This window comes from Niastella sp. OAS944 (assembly GCA_024809215.1).
Classification (GTDB): domain Bacteria; phylum Bacteroidota; class Bacteroidia; order Chitinophagales; family Chitinophagaceae; genus Niastella.
In genome coordinates this window covers 1-21,260 of record JANUBW010000004.1, presented here as the reverse complement: position 1 = coordinate 21,260, position 21,260 = coordinate 1, and the positions used below count along the sequence as shown (strand labels likewise).

The following is a 21,260-nucleotide window of genomic DNA, read 5'->3' as shown; positions in this document are numbered from 1 at the left end:
AATGAATGACTATGAATCCCAAATGTGATTTTTATTTCGATAAGAACGAACAGTGGCAAAAAGAAATTGAGAAGTTAAGAGATATTGTTCTTGATTGCGGGCTCGCCGAAGAACTGAAATGGGGATGTCCATGTTACATGTATAACGATACCAATGTTGTATTAATTCATGTGTTCAAGGAATACTGCGCCATCCTGTTCTTTAAAGGCGCCCTGTTAAATGATCCAAATGGGATTCTGGTGCAGCAAACAGAGAATGTACAGGCGGCACGCCAAATGCGGTTTACCAACCTGAAGGAAATAGTGAAGCTGGAAAAAACTATAAAGGCTTATATCTACGAGGCTATTGAAGTAGAAAAAGCTGGTTTGAAAGTACAGCTAAAGAAAACCAATGAGTTTCCGATGGTAGAGGAGTTTGAGGTAAAACTGAATAAGAACAAAGCGCTTAAAAAGGCTTTTGAATCGTTGACGCCGGGCCGGCAACGGGCCTACCTGCTTCATTTTTCTTCGGCCAAACAGGCAAAAACCCGCGAGGCGCGTGTTGAAAAATACATTCCGCAAATTCTCGAGGGAAGAGGAATAGATGATTAGTTAAAGCCGTTACAGGTTGCAGGTTGCAGGTTTCATGGTACCGGTTGCCGGTTTCCGGTTACCGGGGTTCAGACTTCAAATCTCCGACTGTTTTTTATCCGTATGGGTTCGGGCATTTTGTCGCGGGGCTGAAATAACGGCCCGGCGCCTGGAACCTGGTAACTGGCCGCAACCTGTAACCTGAAACATTCATTTCATAATGAAAAGATCATCCCCTTATACTATCCGACGTTAATTTTGAATAATAAGTGTGACTCCAGTTTTCATAGGTAAGCTTTCCTAAACGGGCATATTCACCTGGTAAAAGCGTTTCTTCCTGTAGCTCCACGCCAAAATAGCGGCCATGCGCATCAGTTACCAGTTGGTGATAATCTTCTGTTATGTTTAAGTAATAACGTATCCATTCGTCCATAGGCATGGCCACGGGACCTGCTACTTCAACCGTGTTATTTAACGGCGCGCCAAGAATGATATCTGTAAGTGCCTCTACCACTTCGGCAGCTGCAATGGGTTGAATGCCTGCCGGTGGAATATGCACTTCATTGCCAGTGGTTACAGCCGAGCGGGCAATGGCGCCGGCAAATTCAAAAAATTGGGTAGAACGTAAAATGGTATAAGGGATGCCCGATGTTTTAACTAGGTCTTCCTGTGTTTGTTTGGCCTGAAAGTAACCGCTTTTTTGTAAGCGATTGGTGCCCACGACCGATAAGGCTATGTGATGTTGTATGCCGGCTACTTTTTCTGCTTTGAATATATTATGTCCCGATGCTTCGAAGAAGTTCAATGCGGCCTGATCATCGAAGTAGGGTGAGTTGGAAACATCAACCACAATTTGTGCATTGGTAAGCGCTTTAGTCAGTCCTTCACCGGTAATAGTATTTACGCCTGAAGAGGGAGACGCAGAAACTACTTCATGATCATAATTGAGTGCACGAAGTTTTGATACCAGTTTGGTGCCAATAAGGCCCGTGCCGCCAATAACTACGATTTTCATAAATAGTATTTTTGCCGTATTACGAGTGAATATAATAATGTGAACCTGGCACTTTATGCTTGCTATTAATTTTGAGTAAGCAAAGTAAGATTGCCATCAAAGCGTGAGCTTCGAAATTGAGCGACCCTTCACGTTTCACGCATCCTTTTCATCAATCGTTTGCTTTCTTTCTTCTGTATAAGAAACAGGTATTTCCTGCACATCTTCTCGGTAAATAGCATCATCGAGAAATTCGCCGCCCTGGGTTTGGTCGCTTATGGGATTACGATACGTATGCGCATCAGCGGGATCGCGCCGTAATTTGAAGGGATGTATAAAGGAGAAGTTCATAGATGTGTGTTTTAGTCAATGATTAAATGGAAAGGGAGAGAAGGGGAGCGGGGCTCCCCTGATAATTTATGCCTGCTGGGTTTGTTTGCTTAACCATTTTTCATAGCTAAGTGCGCCCAGTTTTGCCTTGTCATTATTAGCTGGTACCAATGCAGCGTTGGGGATGGTTCCGCCATAATAATGGTTTTCGCTGTTGGCTACTACTTTGCGTGGGTCCTTTGTGTCTTTCAAAAAACGGCTAACGATCTCGGGCATGGTAAAGCGTTCGGGGCCGGCAATTTCAAAGGTGCCGTTGATGGGCGCCGATACGGCTGCGCCGGCAACAAAAGCAGCTACATCGTCTGATGCTATGGGTTGAAACTTAATATCAGAAAGATGCACTTCATTATCCTGTGTGGCCTGATTGGCAATACCTCCCAGAAACTCGAGGAACTGGGTGCTGCGCAGAATGGTATAAGGCACGCCTGAACGTTTAATGAGGTCTTCCTGTGCAATTTTGGCGCGCATATAACCAACATTCGTCATAGTATCTACACCTACAATAGAAAGCGCCAGGTGATGTTTTACGCCGGCATTGATCTCTGCTGCCAGTAAGTTGCGGCCCGATGTGGTGAAAAATTCCAGTACGGCATTATCTTCCCAGGAAGGCGAGTTAGATAAGTCGATCACAACATCAGTGCCTTTTACTGCCTCGGGCAGTCCTTCGCGGGTAATGGTATTAACGCCGGTTTGTGGTGAAGCTGCATTAACTTCATGTCCCTGTGCGCGAAGAATAGCGGTTACTTTGGTGCCTATGAGGCCGGTGCCTCCGATGATCAGGATTTTCATAATTTGACTTTTTGATTGTTGTATTCCTAAGAATTCCAACGGAATGCCGAAAAGTCAAATGTTTGATTATCAATAACTTTGTTAGGAGATGCGTTTCATTTTTTCACTGTATTTCGTGAATGCACTATAGTTTTCACTGTATTGAGTGAGTTATTTAGTTCTCAGTTCTCAGTTCATAGTTCATCGGATTCGAAACTCACTATTTATTGCATCAACCTCTAAGTTCAGCAGGCCCCTCAACTAAAAACTTAGAACTATGTAACTTAAAAATAGTCAGCCTGCTGCACAAAGGGCCTTTATCACCTCTATCACCTCCATCAACTTTTCAACGTCCTTGTTAACTCGTCAACTTGTTAACTCGTCAACTAAAATAATCGGCCTTAGTAATCCCCAACTTCTTCATCTTCGAATGCAACGTATTCCCCGGAATATTCAATATCTCCGCAGCCCCGCCTATACCCGAGATCTTACCCATACACCTTTTCAGCACTTCAATAATATAGCTGCGTTCCATTTCTTCGAGGGTGCGGTTGCCAAAATAAATTTGTTGCTCTTTGCCAGTATCGCTGTTTTGCGGAATGTACACTTCGTTCAACATACCATCAGTGGTAAGCAATACACTGCGTTCTATCAAATGTTCCAGCTCCCGTACGTTGCCCGGCCAGGTGTAACTTTTAAGTTGTTGTATAACCGAAGGTTTTATTTTTCTGATCTTTCTACCGGTATTGCGGCTGAATTTCTCAACGAAATAATGCATCAGCGGTTCTATGTCCTCGGCGCGGTCGCGCAGGGGCGGCAGCGTTATGGGGAATACATTCAGGCGGTAATAGAGATCGGCGCGAAAACGGCCGGCTTTTACTTCTTCTTCGAGGTTACGATTGGTAGCGGCTATAAGGCGTACATCTATTTTGATAGTTTGTTTACCACCCAACCGTTCCAGCTCACGTTCCTGTATTACGCGTAATAATTTCGATTGCGCCTCCAGCGGCATTTCTCCTATTTCATCAAGAAAGAGCGTGCTTTGGTTGGCCAGCTCAAACTTGCCAATACGGCGGTCGATGGCGCCGGTAAAGGCGCCGCGTTCATGACCAAACAGCTCACTTTCTATAAGGTTGGCGGGCAGGGCGGCGCAATTCACTTTAACCATTAGTTTGTCTTTCCGGGGCGAGGCATTGTGCAGCGCCCGGGCAATAAGTTCTTTACCGGTACCGGTTTCGCCAAGCACCAGCACGGTAGCGTTTGAGTCGGCCACCAGCGACATCAGCCTGTATACCTGTTGCATTTTGTCGCCGTTGCCTACAATTTCCGAGAAGTTATAAATGGTGCTTATTTGCTCGCGCAGGTAATCGTTCTCTTCCTCAAGCCTGCGTTTGTAGGCCTGTAGTTTTTCATTGGCCTGTATATTGGCAATGGCAATGGATATTTGTGCGCAAATACCACGCAGCATAAGCCGGCTCAGGCGGTCGGCTAAGATCCAAATGGTGCCAATGAGTTTGTCGCCGGCCCGCAATGGCAGGCCGTACATATTTCTTAGTCCGGTTGTTTTCCACAATTTTGCGTAGTCATTGCCGCTTCTTAATTCTTCTTCTACATTAAACACCAGTCCGTCAATGCTGGCCAGTACTTTAGCGGTATATGGTTCGTCGATGGTAATGCGGTTGGCGGCCATTTCTTCAGAGTAGATCCTCGATTTTCCAAACAGGGTAGGGTCGTGCATATAGGCCGGCAGGTGAATGCCATCTTCTTCAAGCACCCGTATCATGGCCAGTTTGGTATGTAGCAATTTATCGAGCACTTTAAAAATGGCTTCCTGTAGTTCTGTTTTCGTTCTTACATGGGCTATATCAACGCTAAAGTCGAGCAGGAACGATTTCTCCTGTTCTTTTTCAAGTACGTCTTCATTTTTTATAATATTTGTTACCGCGCTCGACAGCTGGGGCGCTATGCGGCTTACAATACTTCTTATGTCGGGGGTAAAACTGCCTGTGGTGGTAGAATACAAATGCATAAACCCAATCGGTTGTTCGGCATGTTGCAGTTTGGTCATCAGAATTTCCCTGATGCCGCCTTCATAATTCACTTTTATATAGGCGGGGCATTGCGGAAATTCTTTTATTACTTCTTCCAGAATAAAGGAAACAGGCACTTTTGCCGCCAGCGCTTTTTTAATAAAGGGTTCGTTGAGCGGGAACCGGGTTGCAAACAGCTTTGGATATTTGGGGTGAATATTTATGGGCGAGGTGGAAATATCGTACAGGAACGCGCCATAGGTGTCGGTTTTATAATCAAAAAGGGTAATTATACAATGGGTAAAATTAAACAGGGTCTTTAGCCGTTTAGTGAAAAGCATGATAAGGTCGCTTTTGTCGCGTACCCGGGTAAGGTCGCTGCCCAGGTCGAGTAAGATCTTTCTTTCCTGTTCAAGACTGCTGATGGTTGGAACAGGCGTTTCAAATTCTGGAAAATCGGCCTTATTCATGAAAAGTCATTTATATGGAAAAATATATGGGGGTGCACCACGCAAAGGTCATACTCCTGTCTTTTTTTGACAATTCTTTTTATAATTTGGCGGCGTAAAACTAGTATTCAATGAGAAACCCATTTGGCCTCCTGGTCCTTATGATTGGTTTGGTATTCGCATGTGCCACCCAGGCCCAGGATACCAGCCGAACGCAACGTGTTAATGGTAAACCCGATTCAACGCGGCAGCAGTCTGATACTGCCCGCCGGGGAAGAGGGATGCTTAAAGAACTTTTTGCCGATTCAAACAAGCTTACCTCCAGCGATTATCAGCTGCAGATCGAGAAAACGTACCTGATCCTGAATAATGTCAGGAATAAAAGCGATCTGGGACTGCCCGTAAAATTGATAAAACAAAAGCTGGTTGATACCGACTCCATGCTGGCTGTTTTAAAGGACAATGTGCTTAATAACAGCGCTGCGCTCAACCTGCGTAATTTGCAAGTGTTCGAAACACTGTTATTGAACATTCAAACCGACTGTAATGAAGACCGCCAGGTGCTTGATAGTACCGAGGGCCGGCTTATTGACCTGCGCAATAGTATGAAAGTGCTGGTTAGCGATACGGTTATGCGCTCCATGTGGCGCGATTCGGTTTTGCGTCAACAGTTTCAACCCCAGTTAAAAGGAATGCGCGATGCGTTCCGTGGGTCAACGAAGAAATTAAAAGAAAGCCTGGCCTCCATAAACCATTTGCAAACACAGGTTTCTTCCAATGCCATTATTACCGCGCAATTGCTCGATAAGGTAAAGGCGTTGTTAAACACCTCTGCCACCCGCATATTTGGTAAGGAAAGCAATTTCCTGTGGGAAAGGGATACTGCCAACCTTTCGGCCGGTGAACGTAACTCATTACAGAAGGCAGTGAGTGGCGAAAAAAAAGCATTACATTATTACTTTAAAGACAGTGGCAATAAACGTTTGTTCCTGCTGCTTATTGGCGTGCTGTTCTTCATCTGGTTGTTCCGTAATATTCGCACGGTACGCCGGTTGAATGCGATGGACAGCATCAGTCACCTTGGGTTCGAATACCTGCCCGGTAATTATATTGTGGCCGCTTTTATTATGATGTTTGCCGTAGCGCCTTTGTTCGATCTGCATGCGCCATCGGCCTACATTGAATCGATGCAATTCCTCATGCTGGTGATCCTTACCATCATTTGCTGGAAAAAATGGCCGCGCCGCCTGTTTGTATACTGGATCGCTATGGTGGTGCTGTATATCTGTTTCTCATTCACCCATCATATGGCCGACCCCGGTTTTTGGCAACGTAACTGGCTTATTTTGCTAAATATACTATCGGTAGTGTTTGGTATGTTGTTCCTTTCGCAAATGCAGCAGCACCTGCCATTACGTGGTTTTCTGCGTTATGTTATCATTCTGCATAATATAATGAATGTGGTAAGTGTTTTGTGCAACCTGTTTGGCCGCGTTTCGCTGGCGCAGATCTTAGGCAGCACCGCAATTTTCGGATTTACACAGGCCATCGGGCTCGCCGTGTTCAGTAAAATTTGTATGGAGGCCATACAGCTGCAAATTGTTACCAGCCGCCTGCGCCGTAACATTCAGGGCCGGTTGAATAACATGCCATTGCTTACCGGTTTCCGCCGACCCATCCTCTTTTTAGTAGTGATACTGTGGCTGATCGTGTTCTCTACCAATTTAAATATCTATACTTCCGGGTTGAGCCTGTTGGGTGAACTGCTGGCACACCAACGCAGTATTGGTAATGCCACCTTTACCATTGGCGGTGTGTTGCTGTTCTTCCTTATTATATGGATAGCGCACCTGCTGCAGCGTTATGTAGGTTACTTTTTTGGCGATACCGGTAACGATGATGAGTTGCATAACAAAGGGCAGCGCTCGCGTTTGCTTATAGCCCGCCTTATTTTGTTATGTGTTGGCTATTTGCTGGCGGTGGCTGCTTCGGGTGTGCCTATTGATAAGATCACTATTGTGTTAGGCGCCCTTGGTGTTGGTATCGGTTTGGGTTTGCAGAACATTGTAAACAACTTTGTATCGGGTATCATTCTCATCTTCGACCGGCCTTTGCAAATTGGCGATGTGGTGGAGATTGGCGATAAAACCGGCCGCGTACGTGAAATAGGGTTGCGGTCGAGCACACTGTTGACCGGCGATGGGGCAGAAGTGATCATCCCTAACGGTGATGTATTATCGCAACAGATCGTAAACTGGACGCTGAGCAATAATCAAAAACGTGTTGAGCTCGATCTCAGCATTGCTGGCAGCAATGATATGGAAGTGGTAACAAATACCGTTAAGAAAGCCATTCTTGACTCGGGCTTTATTTATGAGAACCGCGAGCCATCGGTGCTGTTCACCGGTGTAAGCGACGATGGTGTTGAACTGAAAGTATTCTACTGGTGCAATGATGTAAATAAAGTAGGTAACGCCAAAAGCGCTATTACCGTGCTGTTGTTCAAGGAACTGAAGGCGCAGGGAATGAGGTTGCTTGACAGGGCGGGTAGTACGGTGAAGGTAATAAAGTAAAGTTGAAAAGGTGATAAAGGTGATAAAGTTGATAAAGGTGGGTTCTCGCAGTGGCGAGGACCCGCCTTTTTTGTTAAAGGCCGTTTTCCCTTTATCAACTGTATCAACTATGTCAACTTTTCAACTACATTCGCTGTCCCCCAATCGCCAACCCGCCATCTACCGTAATACACTCACCGGTTACAAAACTGGCAGCACCACTACTTAACCATAACACCATTTCAGCAACATCTTCGGGAGTGCCCAGCCGGTTCAATGGGGTTTGTTTTATTAAAGGCGCTTTTAATTCTTCGGCATTTTCTGTTTCAAAAAAGCGATCGAACATGGGTGTTTTTATATACCCGGGTTGTACATTGTTTATCCGTATGCCATATTGAGCAACTTCTACGGCCAGCGCTCTTGTCATGCCGTCTAATGCAGCCTTGCTGGCCGAGTAAACGGCAGAACCGCTAAATGCGCCGCGGGCAAGCCACGAAGAAGTGTTTACAATGGCGCCGCCGCCGCCCTGGCGTTGAAATTGTTCAATGGCATATTTTGAACTTAACCATACCCCTTTTACGTTAATATTCATCAGTTGATCGAAGTTCGATTCGGGCATGTTTGTAATGGATGTGAACAGGCCTTCTATACCGGCATTGTTAAAAGCAACATCGAGCCGGCCAAACCGGCGTACTGTTTCATCAACCAGGTGTGCCGCCTGCTGGCTGTCGGAAATATCGGTTTGAATAAATATGATCTCGTTGCTGATCTTTTTTAGTTGAGCTACTGCTTTATCGCCTTCTTCTTTACGGCGGCCGGCAATGGCTACCTTCATGCCCTGTTGCAGAAATAAGGCTGCTGTTGCCAGTCCAATACCTGTGGCGCCACCTGTAATAATGGCTACTTTCCCTTTCATTGCTTCGTTTGTCATCGTTTAATTATTTATGACAAAGGTGCAAAGCCGGCTTTTTTAAAAGTTATGCAAATCAAACAGAAAGTTATTAATTGGCAACCGCGGTTTTCCGGTATTGGTTGGGGGTAATGGTGGTATGTTTTTTAAAAAAGATATTGAAATTAGAGGAGTGCTCAAAGCCGAGCGAATAACCAATTTCGGCAATATCCCAGCTGCTGTAATGCAGTAAGGCCTTTGCTTCCTGCAGAATGCGGTTCGCGATCCATTCGGTGGTGGTCTTTCCGGTGGCTTCACGCAATGCCCGGTTCAAATGGTTGGTATGAATATTCAGTTGATCGGCAAACTCGTTGGCGTTTTTAAATTGTATGCTCTGGTGCGGCGAATCTATAGGGAACTGCAGCTCCAGTAATTCTATAAACAGGTTACTGATGCGTTCTGCGGCATTGGTTGCCTGGTAATGATCTTCGGGTGGCTGTATCTTCAGCGCTTCATGCATTACTATTTGAATATAGTTGCGTATGACATCGTATTTATTGGCGTAACCCGATCTTATTTCCTGCAGCATGCTTTCAAATAGTTGCTTCAGCAGCATTTCACGGGCCGGTTCAAGCAAAAAAAGATGATGGCCGCCTGCTTTAAATAAGGGCGATTTGGCCAGACTGTCTTTTTTGAGATCGATATTTACAAACAGATCAGTGAACAAACAGAAGTAGCCGCGCTGATCGGTAGTGGTGGGTTCCCATGAGTAGGGGATCAGCGGGTTCATAAAAGTAATGGCCGGCTGTTTAACATGAATGGTTTTGTCGGCATACCCAACAATGCCTTCGCCGGCAGTAATAAAAGAGATCTTATAAAAGTCCCTTCTGTTTGGCGGCAGGGAAGTGGAGTCGCAGGCAAATTCTTCTCTGCGGTAGATGTTGAAGTTGGTATTTACGGGTGATTGTTGTCCGTGTTGAAGGTAGAATTGTGCTATTGACTCGTTTTTGCCCATGGGGCAAAGTTATGGAATTGAAACAAGTTGACAAGTTGACGAGTTAACAAGTTAACAAGGCATTATACTTGGAGTGCCTGCCAATTGGCGGGCACTCCGAATTTTAAGTACTTGTCAACCTGTTAACGTGTTAACTCGTTAACTATTTATAGAATTTATACACCGTAAACGAATAAGCCGGTAACGTATCTGAAAGCTCCTTGCTAACAGAAACCTCACTCACCTTCACCACCGCCGCTTTATCGCCCGGCGCGCCCGTTAACACCTGCTTCTCACATTTGCCGCCCGGGGCCAGCACACCAAGGTCCATTTTAAAGGAAGTAGCTACCGGCAACACATTCACCACTTTTACATAGATGTTGCCACTGGCCTTATCGCGCACCACCGAAATGCCAAAGCGTTTGTTCACGGCTTCATTATCGCTGGAAAGTTTTACGGCCGTTGGAAGGTATTCACTGCCGCTGTTGTTACCGAACAATTTCTGCACCTCGTAGTTTACGGTTGGTTTTACTTCGGTATTGTTGAAGTAAATGAGGTCGGTATTCCATTGCGTGTGCTTTTCTTTGGCCAGCAGGGGTGCGTAAGAGGTCATATGCACTACATCGGCGTTGCGTTCAATATTGGTAAGGTACAAGGCTTCGGCAAGGGCATTGTACATCGTATTGCCCCACGAAGCATATTCACCCAGGTATACCTTTGGTTTTTTGCGGTCGTAATTGTCGTAATAATGCTGGTTGTTGATGAACCAGCCCGGGCTTTCATAATAATGTTCGTCAACCATGGGCACATTCAGTTTGCTGGCCAGTTGCCATCCCTGTTCGTAATCGGTACCATCGTGAAAGGGCCCTACGGTACCTATTACCGTTATTTCAGGATGTTTTTGTTGAAGGGCTTTGTGTATCATGGCAAAGCGTTCTTCAAAAATATCGGTGATGAGGTCTTCGTTGCCAATGCCAATATATTTCAGGTTGAAAGGGGCAGGGTGGCCGGCTTCGGCCCTTAGCTTGCCCCATTTGCTGGTAACGGGGCCGTTGGCCCATTCAACCAGGTCGAGAATATCCTGTACATATGCATCCATTTCGTTCATGGGTACACCGCCCTGTTGCCCACCGCCGTTTGCTTCTATCTGTGAGTTCTGGCAGGGAACACCCGCAGCTATTACCGGCAGGGGCGCAGCGCCAATATCTTCGCAATATTGAAAGTATTCAAAGTAACCTATGCCGGCGCTTTGATGATAGCGCCATAAGTTAGGTTGTGGCTTGCGGGCTTCCAATGGCCCAATGGTGTTTTTCCAACGGTAAATATTGTTTAGTCCATCCCCATGCGATACACAACCACCGGGGAAGCGAATAAAGCGGGGACGAATGGCCGCAATGGTTGCTGCCAGATCGGCCCGCATGCCGTTCTTTCTGTTCTTAAATGTTTTTTTAGGGAACAGTGAAACCATATCGAGCTGCAGGCGGCCGGTGGTTTGTGGTTGCAGTTCAAGCCGGGCGTTTTTTGCATCGGCAGCAGCAATCAGTTTGGTGGTATATTTCTTCCAGTTGGCCGTACTTGTTTTAACCGTACCCTGCGCCAGTACGATGCCATCGGGCGCTACCAGTTTTACCAGCAGGTTGTTGGTTTTACCGTCACTGCTTTTTGCAAAGAGTGAAAAATCATATTCATCGCCTTTCTTTAAGGGAATGCCATCGTAACCGCTGTTGATGAGCGCGCCGCCTGTTTGGGCTGCATTCAATACCGCGTAATGTGGGTTGTTGGGGTGAATGGGCGCTGTGCTGTCGATGGTAAAGCTTAATTTATCATTGCTCACCGACCACGAGTAGCGGTTGTTCCAGGCCGTATCGCGATTGGCCTTATCGGCAGGTGTGTATTCAAAATCGCGGTTCTGAATCAATTCTGCATATAAACCGCCATCGGCTGCGTAGTTAATGTCTTCAAAGAAAACGCCAATGAGCAGGTCGCTGATGGGTTTGCGGTTTTCGGGGTTAAGCGTAATGGTGGCCGTAAGTGGCTTCAACCCGGCAAACCGTGTACTATCGGTATGGGCGTTATCGCGGCCCTGGCTGTTTTTGTATTGGCTCAATTGCCAGGCCCGGGTAAGTTCATCAATAACCGGCCAGGCTACTTTTACCGTTTTACCGCTTACAGCGCCTGCGGGCAGGTTAACGGTAATGCGATCGTCTTTATATTCCGATGCAGGAATGGCTACGGCCGCATCAAAGGTTTTGAAATCTTTTGTATTAAGCCTGTAATGCTGGTTGCCCGACAGGTAAGTGATAATATATTGTTGTTTGTTTTTATCGTACTGTACAACCGGGTTTTGAAAAGTTTGGTTTTGCGTAAGGTAAGGATATGCCTGGCGGCCCCATGTTATAAGGTTGGCCGATGTGGTGTGCGCAAACTGGTTAAGGGTGGTGTTGAGGCTCCAGATACAGCGCCAGATGCCCTGTGCATCGATGAACAGGTACGGACTGTTCATTTGTTTTTGACTGCCCCATTGGCCATAGTCGCATTTTACATAGCCATAGTCATTGCCCACGGGAGTCCAGTTTTTGGCATCGGTGCTCCAGGCAAAATGTAGTCCGCTGCGGCCTTGGTCTTTACCAGTAGCGTAGGACAAAAGGTAAACCGAATCGGGCTCGTTTGCCAAAGCCGGCCGGGCGGCGCCTAATACAAGGATAAATGAGAACAAATAAAGGTTTGCAGTCTTAGTTTTTTTCATATGTCAAAACAACGTTTATGAGGCTGGTCGTAAGTTTCGTCAAGTTAGGTATATAAAGCAACATGGCAAAGTTTCGTGTAGGTTTTACGTTTTTACCTCCTTTAATTGGCAACTGCGTCCCTCTTTGTGTATAAACAATCGATTTACATCAATTACTGCTTAAGTGTTTTATTTACATGATATTCAGCGTGAAATACGTGAAAAACACCTGTAATAATACGGAGGTGTTTTAGTAACCTTGGCGCCAGCATGGCTAATAATTTACGGGAGATAAAACTGTTGATATCAAAGTATTGGCAGGGCGTTGTTACGGCTGTTACAGCCGTGTTTACTTTGTCGAAAGTGTATTACGATTATTCTAAAGGTTCTTCCTTAGATGCCATTAGGTTAGGTAATTGTGCCCTGGCGCTTAAGTTGTGCGATAAACTGTCGAATATTTACAAATACCCCAACCTGCTTGAGATAGCAGGTGTACTGACATCAAAATAAAAGCGAAGTTATGATCGGGGGAATACAGTCGCTATCTATCTGCGTGCAAGCAATATCTTATTCTTAAAAGCCTTTGTTCTTTTTACTTTCCTGATATCAATATTCGCTGTATCAAGAATAATAACCTGATTTGCAAGTGCTGCATACCACTTTTTTGAAACCGGTATCTCCGTTCGTATACTTACAAATCTTACACTATCTCTTTCTATAACATCAATATGTTCTGCTGCGGCTGCAAACGAGCGGTGTACCCGTAAAAATTTATTTTCCGGTAACAGGTCCATGGCGGCATCGAACGTAATACGTGCCATGTAAATGTCGTCTGTACTGTAAAACTTCGTGTAATTTTTTGCCGCTTCAATGTAAACAATACCGTCCAGATCTATTTTCTTCAGAACACCATCCTGCCTGAGAAAGAAGTGTTTGTTGTACATAATTGCTAAGGGTTAATTGATTAATAAGTAGCTGATAGTCAAATATACTATTTTGGGTATTTGCTCCGGCGTTTTTTACTTCCATTGGGTAAACCTTATGTGAACCTTGTGTCATCCATGTGTGAACCATGTATCAAACGGGGTACTTTACCAATGGAACACACATGTTTGACACATGGTTCACACATGCTTTAGCGATTTTTTATGCATGTTTGAGCTATTTATAGTGGTAGAAAGGTCATTCGTCCCTGCTTTTGTTAACCTTCGTCCCTGGTTTTTCCAGCGTTCGTCCCTAAAAAAACAGTGGGTCCCTATACAAAATGTCATTCGTCCCAGGTTTCTTCGATACTCGTCCCTGATTTTGGAACAGCCCGACCCATTTTCAAAAAATGAGGCGGTTTTACTACTACTTTTGAGTCGTTAATCGTTGCTGATGATGCTTCGCTTAATGCCAAACGAGAGGAGCGACTTGAATGGCATTCTTCATCAGTGATTATTTACAAAGATTCGAAACATTTTCTCTAACAATTAAAACGCCTAACTATGGCTAAGATAAAAGATAACTTGCTCGTCCGCGGTGCAAGTGGTAATGTTGGTAAACAATTCGTTTATCGTAAACGCGGAGATGAAACGTTTATAACACGTATGCCTACAACCGATAAAAATGCAAAACCCACCGAGCAACAGGAAAAAGTAAGAGACCTGTTTGCCGCCGCAGCGGGATATGCAACCGGTGCAATTTCTGATGCTAAACTTAAAGCTGAGTATCAGAAAAAGGCAAAAACACAAGCGGGCAGAACTGCCTATAACGTTGCCTTCAGAGATTATCTGAAAGCGCCCGTAGTAAAAGGTGTCGATGCCTCAGCGTATAATGGTACTGTTGGAACTACGATCGTTGTAGATGCAAGGGACGATTTCAGGGTTGTTGAAGTAACCGTGAGTATTAAAACCGCCGCTGGCGTATTGGTAGAAGAAGGCAATGCCATTCTGAACCCGATAAACAGAAATGAATGGTTCTACAAGGCCACGCAAGCTAATGCTGCGTTAAGCGGTAGCATTATTCAGGTAACGGCGAAAGACCTGCCGGGTAATAAAGCCAGCCAGGTGATCACGCTTAATGGTTCATAAGACCTGCCGTTCTTAATTCGTTGCCATAAAATAAACAGCCGTCCCGATTCTTCGGGATGGCTTTTATAACAATAAGTTCTTTGACATGTTGATGCCGCTTTTTGCGGCTGTATTCAATTAGATTTCATATTGAATTAATATTTCGCAGCAGTAAATTGCTCTATCTTCCGCCGTTAAAATTGTTTTCTATGCGCACTTTGTTGCCTGGTTTATTATTAAGTATAACTTCATTTTCCGCTTTTCCCCAAACAGAAGATCATAGTCATAAGTTAGAACGCGCCCTCAAATTCCCGGATGTGCCCGGTTATAAGGTCATGAAATGCGACCTGCACCAGCATACTGTTTTTAGCGATGGCAGCGTATGGCCCGACATTCGCGTTGCCGAAGCCCTGGCCGACGGACTGGATGCTATTTCGCTTACTGAGCATCTGGAGTACCAGCCACATAAGGCCGATATTCCGCATCCCGATCGCAACCGCTCATATGAACTGGCATTGAAAGAAGCCAAAGATCATAAGCTGTTGATCATTCGCGGTTCTGAAATCACCCGCAATATGCCGCCCGGCCACTGCAATGCCATCTTTATTAACGACGCTAATAAAATGCTCATCAGCGATTCTATGGAAGTGTTCAGGGAAGCTAAAAGACAAAGCGCTTTTACTTTCTGGAACCATCCTATGTGGACGCGTCAGTGCCCCGATGGCATGTCGACACTTACGCCCATGCATAAAGCACTTATTAAAGAAAAGCTGCTCGATGGTATTGAAGTGGTGAACGATGGCTCTTATTCGGAAGAAGCGTTGCAAATTGCCCTTGAAAATAACATGACCATTATGGGTACCAGCGATGTGCACCAACTGGTTGACTGGACCTTTGGCGTGCCAAAAGGCGGACACCGTCCCATTACGCTCGTTTTTAGCAAAGAAGCTTCCATAGAATCAATTAAAGAAGGTTTAATGAACCACAAAACGGTGGTATTCTTTAAAGACCTGCTCATTGGCCGCGATGAGGTGTTGATACCACTTATAAAAGAATCGCTGAAGATCAACAGCGCCAAATATCTTGATAAAACTACGGTGCTGGAAGTTGAGATAGAGAATGTGACCAGTTCGGCATTCACGGTACAAAACAAATCGAAATATTCTTTTACCGAACATTCAGATGTATTAACGCTGAAGCCCGGTGAAAAAACAGTAATTCAGGTTAAAACGGTTTACAAACTCACCAATGTAGAACTGCCATTTGAAGTGCTGAGTGCTGTCAATGCACCTAAGAGCCATCCTGTGGTTAGTTTGCAGGTGGCAGTGAAATGATAAGGTCAGTTGTGAGTGGTGAGTTGTGAGTGGACTCGCGAATTTTTAGTCATCCAGAATAATCGGCGCCCCACTCACTATTCACCACTCACTATTCACCATTCACCATTCACCACCAAGGCTCGCTCTTTTTTAGTATATTTACGCCTCCTTATGAGCCAGCTTATTCTCACCAAGTCACAAGCCAGAAAGATCATTCTTCATGCAGCCGGCCTGTCGCGGCCTGCCCAGTTTGGCAAGGGACGCGAAGCCGTTTACAAACTTATAGATCACCTGGGGTATGTTCAAATAGATACCAATATGGTAGTAGAACGGGCACATCACCACGCCATTGCCTCCCGTGTGCCCGACTATAAAAAGGAATGGCTCGATGAGCTGCAGGCAGACGGACGGATATTTGAATATTTTCTTGCCGATGCAGGGTATATGCCAATGAACGATTTCCGTTTTTCATTGAACGTAAAAGAAAGTTTTGCGCTTGCGCGCGATCCGCTCACGCAACCCGAGATCAATTTAATGGAAAGAGTGCTCGACAGAATTGCCCGCGAAGGCCCGCTGATGGTAAAGGATTTTGACAATGATCGCGAAGTGGCCAGCTCCGGCTGGTGGGATTGGCGCCCATCGAAAATTGCGCTGGAGAGGTTATACTTCGACGGTAGGTTGGGCGTAACCCGCACAAAGGAATTTCACAAAGTGTATGATCTGCCGGCTAATCTGGTCCCCAACGACATCGATACCACGCTGCCATCACCCGAAGAATTTGCCCGCTATATTATTCGCCGCACCTTACAGTCGCTGGGTATTGCCTATGTAAAAGAAATTGCCTGGCGCGCCCGCCGGGTAAAGAATAATGTAGTAAAAAAGGAATTGGAGAAAATGGTGGCAGAAGGAGAGGTTTGCCAGGTTGCGGTAGAAGGGTTAACAACCGCCCCGCTTTACATGCTACGTAAGTATAGAAACAAAAAGATCGAACTATCGGGCGATGCATTTGTTCTTTCTCCATTCGATACCCTGAATGTGTTCAGGCACCGGTTAAAAGATTTCTTTGAATTCGATTACCAGATAGAATGTTTTGTGCCCGCACCAAAACGTAAATACGGTTATTTTTCGCTCCCCATTTTGGTGGGCAATACCTTTGTTGCCCGAATGGATTCAAAAGCCGAACGTAAACAACAGGTGCTAACCATCCATAACCTGCATTTTGAGCCGGTAAAACTCAGCAAGGTGACCATTGGTAAAATTGCAGATGCCATTAAAGCGTTTGCCAAATTCAACCAGTGCCATAAAATTGTGATAAAGAAAACGAACAGGAAGGAATATATTCCTTCCTTCTCCTGACAATCAGTAATTTTGCACAATATATTTTGAAAGAATAAAGCATAGCTGAATGGCTGTGTCTTTGCAACCTGGTGATATGGAAATCTTAATTATTCTGTTTTTGATCCTGCTCAATGGTATTTTTTCCATGAGCGAGATCGCATTGGTTTCAGCAAGAAAATTCAAACTCGAAAGTGCTGCAAAAAAAGGGAACAGTAATGCCCGTCGCGCCCTGGCACTGGCAAACAACCCCAATACATTTTTAAGCACGGTACAAATAGGAATTACGCTTATTGGTATTCTTACCGGTATCTTTAGTGGTGAAAAAATTGAGGAGGACCTGAAAGCGGCCATTATGGGCATACCGGTTTTGGCACCCTATGCGCAAACCATAGCCGTTGCGGTTATCGTAATTGTCGTAACCTTCTTTTCAATTGTATTTGGCGAACTGATACCCAAACGTATAGGATTGATGTTCCCGGAAAGCATCGCTTCACTGGTGGCGCGCCCCATGACCATTATATCCATTATCACCAAGCCATTTATTTGGCTGCTTACCAAAACCAACGATCTGTTCCTGAGTATTTTTGGTTTGAAAGAACGAAAAGAAGGCCATGTAAGTGAAGAAGAAATAAGGGCCATAGTGCAGGAAAGCGCCCTGGGTGGCGAAATTCAACAAATAGAACAAAATATAGTACAGCGCGTATTTGCCCTGGGCGATCGTAAAGTAAGCGAGCTGATGACGCACCGCAGCGACTTATTGTGTTTTAATATTACCGATGATCTTAAGGGTATAAAGGAAAGAGCGCAAATTGAATCGCATTCGGTGTACCCGGTATATCGCAAAACACCCGATAACCTTATAGGTGTTGTGTCGGTAAAAGATATCTTCCCTAAAGAATTCAAAGGAAATGATTTTAACCTGGCGCAATTCCTTAAACAGCCGGTTATGGTGCCTGAATCAACGCCGGCCTATAAAGTGCTGGAGAATTTTAAAGAAAGTAAAATACATTATGCGTTTGTGTTGGACGAATACGGTTCCGTTCAGGGCATGGTGAGTATGGACGACATACTCGATGCCTTGATAGGTGATGTTACCGAATACAATCAGCAGGAGTACCAGATAATAAAGCGCGACGATAATTGCTGGCTGGCCGATGGCGCCTATCCGTTCTTTGAATTCCTGAACTACTTTAATGTAACGGAAAATGACTATGAGGAAGGCGACTACAATACCCTGGCCGGACTGATATTACATCAGTTAAGTTATATTCCTAAGGTAGGGGAGGTGATAGGGTGGAATGGTTTTGAGTTTGAGATAATGGATATGGACGGGCCTAAAATTGACAAAGTGATGATCACCCGAAAATAACGTTCTTACATGAAAGAATAGCAGCCCTGGTATTTGCAAAATACCAGGGCTGCTTGTTTTTAATGACCATCGTCATAATAAACTGTTGATCTGTATCAAATAAAAAATAAAAACACCGATTGAATTCATATAATTATCTATATGTCGGAGATTGTATTATTTTTAATAACAAGTTTTTATTACAAGACCTATTCCTTTCTTAACATTCTTCGAAAAACCTCCGTTACTCCGTTTAATCATTACATAAGGAAACTTTAAACGTCTGCTGCTTATGCAAACCAAAGGTGTGCTGGTGACCCTTATCACCCTACTCTTGGCCATAACCTCTATTGGCCAAACAATACCAACTGTATATACTGATAAACTCGATTATCAGCCTGGCGAAGTGGTAATTATTGAAGGCGATGGCTGGCGCCCCGGTGAGCAGGTGAAGTTGGAGATAGATCATTCTACCATTACTCACGGCAATACTATATTATATGCAACGGCTGATGTTAACGGGCATATCAGGAATGATGAATTTACAATTCAGTCGTTTCATTTGGGTGAGAATTTTACTTTAACGGCAACGGGCATAAGCTCGGGGTTTACGGCAACGACAACGTTTACCGATGCAAATAGTTTTACTGCAGTTATAACACCCACGTCTATCAATTCGGGCGCAACTAGTTCATTTACTATCAGGGTTACTAATATTTCAAACGGTGGTGGTTCTGCTGCTATTAAATCAATAGAGATTGCAATACCTACCGCTCTTACCGGTATTGCTACCACAGGTATTTCAACTTCGGCCAATGCAAGTTCAACGTTTTCGTTTGAAACCGGCGCCGGTTATACCAATGGATACAACAGTACAACCAGTGTTATACGATGTAAGGCGCCCACGGGCGGTGGTTTACAGGGGAATGTTAGTCCGAACCCGCCTTATGTAGATATTACTTTTACAGCTACCAGTCCGGTAGTGGCCTCTGCAACCAACTACACGCTTACTTCGAAGGCTTCTGAACTTAATACATATGTATTTACCCCTCCCAATAATGTTCCCATTCAAAAAACAGGAAGTGTAGATCAACATCCTATTTTGACTGTTAACGCCTGTGTGGCGCCCTCGGTTGTTTCGCAACCAGGTGCGCAAACGGTCACTTATGGAAATGATGCTTTATTTACTTTTCAAACCAGTAATGCTACATACCAGTGGCAGGAATCCACCAATGGGGGCGGGGCCTGGAATAATATTTCAAATGGCAGTATATATTCAGGTGTAACTACCAACTCGCTTAATTTAATAAAGCCGCCGGCATCGTATAATGGGTATCAATACCGGTGTGTGGCTTCATTTTGTAGTCCGGTTAAAACAACTACCAGTAATGCGGTAACATTAACGGTGAATAAAGCGACCTTAACGGTTACGGCCGATAATAAGACTAAAACGTATGGTGATGCCAATCCGGCGTTTACGGTGAGTTACTCAGGTTTTGTAAGTGGCGAGAGTGCAACAAATCTTACTACGCAACCAACTGCATCCAGTGCCGCAACGGCAGCTACTGGCATTGGAAATTATTCCATAGTGCCAGCAGGTGGCGTTGCCGCTAATTATAGTTTTACTTATGTAAATGGAACGCTCACCATTGGTACACGTGCTATAACGGTAACGGCCGACCCGAAAACTAAAACGTATGGTGATACAGATCCTGCATTGACCTATAAAATTACTACAGGCACATTGGTTGGTAGTGATGGCTTCTCAGGCGAATTGACCAGGTCGGCTGGCGAGGAAATTGGTGACCGGGCTATTCAACAGGGAACGCTGACGTTAAATGCGAACTATGTGCTTAGTTATGTGGGAGCCAATCTCACCATTGGAACACGTGCTGTTACAGTCACCGCCGATGCGCAAAGCAAGACCTATGGCGATCCTGATCCTGAATTGACTTATAAGATTACCGCAGGTAGCCTGGCCTTTAGTGATGCGTTTAGTGGTGAGCTTACGCGGGATGCAGGAGAGAATATTGGTACACGTGCAATTACCCAAAATACACTTGCTTTAAATGCGAACTATGTGCTTAGTTATGTGGGAGCCAATCTCACCATTGGAACACGTGCTGTTACAGTAACCGCCGATGCGCAAAGTAAGACCTATGGCAATGCTGATCCTGCGTTGACGTATCAAATAACAAATGGCAGTCTCGCCTTTAGCGATGCCTTTACAGGCGCATTGACCAGGGATGCCGGTGAAAGTGTGGGAAGCTATGCTATTAATCAAGGCACCCTGGCCTTGAGTGCGAACTACGATCTTACATATGCAGGCGCGAATCTCACCATTGCCACACGGGCGATTACTGTCACCGCCGATGCCAAGAGCAAGACCTATGGCAATGCTGATCCTGCGTTGACGTATCAAATAACAAATGGCAGTCTCGCCTTTAGCGATGCCTTTACAGGCGCATTGACCAGGGATGCCGGTGAAAATATAGGCGCATACGCCATTCAAAAAGGCACCCTGGCCTTGAGTGCGAACTACGATCTTACATATGCAGGCGCTAATCTCACCATTGGCACACGGGCTATTACAGTTACCGCCGATGCACAAAGTAAGACCTATGGCAATGCTGACCCAGTGTTGACTTATCAAATAACAAATGGCAGTCTCGCCTTTAGCGATGCCTTTACAGGCGCATTGACCAGGGATGCCGGTGAAAGTGTGGGAAGCTATGCTATTAATCAAGGCACACTGGCCTTGAGTGCGAACTACGATCTTACATATGCAGGCGCGAATCTCACCATTGGCACACGGGCTATTACAGTTACCGCCGATGCACAAAGTAA

Annotated in this window: 16 protein-coding genes; 8 read left to right on the top strand and 8 right to left on the bottom strand. The window is 45.1% G+C overall.

The genetic code is table 11. The annotated features are described in order from the left end of the window. Positions 1-11 precede the first annotated feature (11 nt). The gene (locus GGD38_RS18485) at positions 12-590 is read left to right on the top strand and encodes a YdeI family protein (protein WP_375301864.1); all 579 of its coding nucleotides are present in this window, start codon (positions 12-14) and stop codon (positions 588-590) included. 208 nt (positions 591-798) lie between these two features. Here GGD38_RS18485 and GGD38_RS18480 read toward each other — a convergent pair whose 3' ends face one another. The 4 genes from GGD38_RS18480 to GGD38_RS18465 all read right to left on the bottom strand — a co-directional run bounded on the left by GGD38_RS18480 (position 799) and on the right by GGD38_RS18465 (position 5,221). Beyond that, positions 799-1,584 (bottom strand): SDR family oxidoreductase, encoded by a 786-nt coding sequence (locus GGD38_RS18480; protein WP_375301863.1) that lies wholly within the window; start codon positions 1,582-1,584, stop codon positions 799-801. A gap of 135 nt (positions 1,585-1,719) precedes the next feature. Then, complete coding sequence (locus GGD38_RS18475; protein ID WP_375301862.1) at positions 1,720-1,914, bottom strand: hypothetical protein; 195 nt, start codon at positions 1,912-1,914, stop codon at positions 1,720-1,722. Between the two features lie 66 nt (positions 1,915-1,980). After that, positions 1,981-2,742, bottom strand: coding sequence for an SDR family oxidoreductase (locus GGD38_RS18470; protein WP_375301861.1), 762 nt, complete (start codon positions 2,740-2,742; stop codon positions 1,981-1,983). A 361-nt stretch (positions 2,743-3,103) separates the two neighbouring features. Further along, entirely contained in the window at positions 3,104-5,221 is a 2,118-nt protein-coding gene (locus GGD38_RS18465) for a sigma 54-interacting transcriptional regulator (protein WP_375301860.1), read from the bottom strand. 110 nt (positions 5,222-5,331) lie between these two features. Between GGD38_RS18465 and GGD38_RS18460 the strand changes: the two genes are divergently transcribed. After that, positions 5,332-7,773: a mechanosensitive ion channel family protein gene (locus GGD38_RS18460; protein ID WP_375301859.1), complete on the top strand. Its 2,442-nt coding sequence runs from the start codon at positions 5,332-5,334 to the stop codon at positions 7,771-7,773. 124 nt (positions 7,774-7,897) lie between these two features. On the opposite strand, the gene GGD38_RS18455 is transcribed toward GGD38_RS18460, so the two are convergent. The 3 genes from GGD38_RS18455 to GGD38_RS18445 all read right to left on the bottom strand — a co-directional run bounded on the left by GGD38_RS18455 (position 7,898) and on the right by GGD38_RS18445 (position 12,381). Next, positions 7,898-8,683 carry an SDR family NAD(P)-dependent oxidoreductase gene (locus GGD38_RS18455; RefSeq protein WP_375301858.1) on the bottom strand — a complete coding sequence of 262 codons (786 nt, stop codon included), beginning with the start codon at positions 8,681-8,683 and terminating at the stop codon, positions 7,898-7,900. Between the two features lie 70 nt (positions 8,684-8,753). Next, the gene (locus tag GGD38_RS18450; protein WP_375301857.1) at positions 8,754-9,656 is read right to left on the bottom strand and encodes a helix-turn-helix domain-containing protein; all 903 of its coding nucleotides are present in this window, start codon (positions 9,654-9,656) and stop codon (positions 8,754-8,756) included. Between the two features lie 142 nt (positions 9,657-9,798). Continuing rightward, complete coding sequence (locus GGD38_RS18445; RefSeq protein WP_375301856.1) at positions 9,799-12,381, bottom strand: alpha-L-arabinofuranosidase C-terminal domain-containing protein; 2,583 nt, start codon at positions 12,379-12,381, stop codon at positions 9,799-9,801. Positions 12,382-12,630: 249 nt separating this feature from the next. On the opposite strand from GGD38_RS18445, the gene GGD38_RS18440 reads away from it, so the two are divergent. Beyond that, positions 12,631-12,870 carry a hypothetical protein gene (locus GGD38_RS18440; protein WP_375301855.1) on the top strand — a complete coding sequence of 80 codons (240 nt, stop codon included), beginning with the start codon at positions 12,631-12,633 and terminating at the stop codon, positions 12,868-12,870. 35 nt (positions 12,871-12,905) lie between these two features. On the opposite strand, the gene GGD38_RS18435 is transcribed toward GGD38_RS18440, so the two are convergent. Continuing rightward, the gene (locus GGD38_RS18435; RefSeq protein WP_375301854.1) at positions 12,906-13,304 is read right to left on the bottom strand and encodes a LytR/AlgR family response regulator transcription factor; all 399 of its coding nucleotides are present in this window, start codon (positions 13,302-13,304) and stop codon (positions 12,906-12,908) included. Between the two features lie 543 nt (positions 13,305-13,847). On the opposite strand from GGD38_RS18435, the gene GGD38_RS18430 reads away from it, so the two are divergent. From GGD38_RS18430 to GGD38_RS18410, 5 genes are all read left to right on the top strand, one after another. Continuing rightward, the gene (locus tag GGD38_RS18430) at positions 13,848-14,432 is read left to right on the top strand and encodes a hypothetical protein (protein ID WP_375301853.1); all 585 of its coding nucleotides are present in this window, start codon (positions 13,848-13,850) and stop codon (positions 14,430-14,432) included. 188 nt (positions 14,433-14,620) lie between these two features. Continuing rightward, on the top strand, positions 14,621-15,745 hold the full coding sequence (locus GGD38_RS18425; RefSeq protein WP_375301852.1) for an Sb-PDE family phosphodiesterase: 1,125 nt from the start codon (positions 14,621-14,623) through the stop codon (positions 15,743-15,745). A gap of 153 nt (positions 15,746-15,898) precedes the next feature. Continuing rightward, on the top strand, positions 15,899-17,083 hold the full coding sequence (locus tag GGD38_RS18420; RefSeq protein WP_375301851.1) for a winged helix-turn-helix domain-containing protein: 1,185 nt from the start codon (positions 15,899-15,901) through the stop codon (positions 17,081-17,083). A 76-nt stretch (positions 17,084-17,159) separates the two neighbouring features. After that, a complete protein-coding gene (locus GGD38_RS18415) occupies positions 17,160-18,434 on the top strand; it encodes a hemolysin family protein (protein ID WP_375301850.1) in 1,275 nt (424 codons plus the stop codon). Positions 18,435-18,705: 271 nt separating this feature from the next. After that, positions 18,706-21,260, top strand: a 2,555-nt coding sequence (locus GGD38_RS18410) for an MBG domain-containing protein (protein ID WP_375303857.1), incomplete at its 3' end; no start/stop codon positions are given.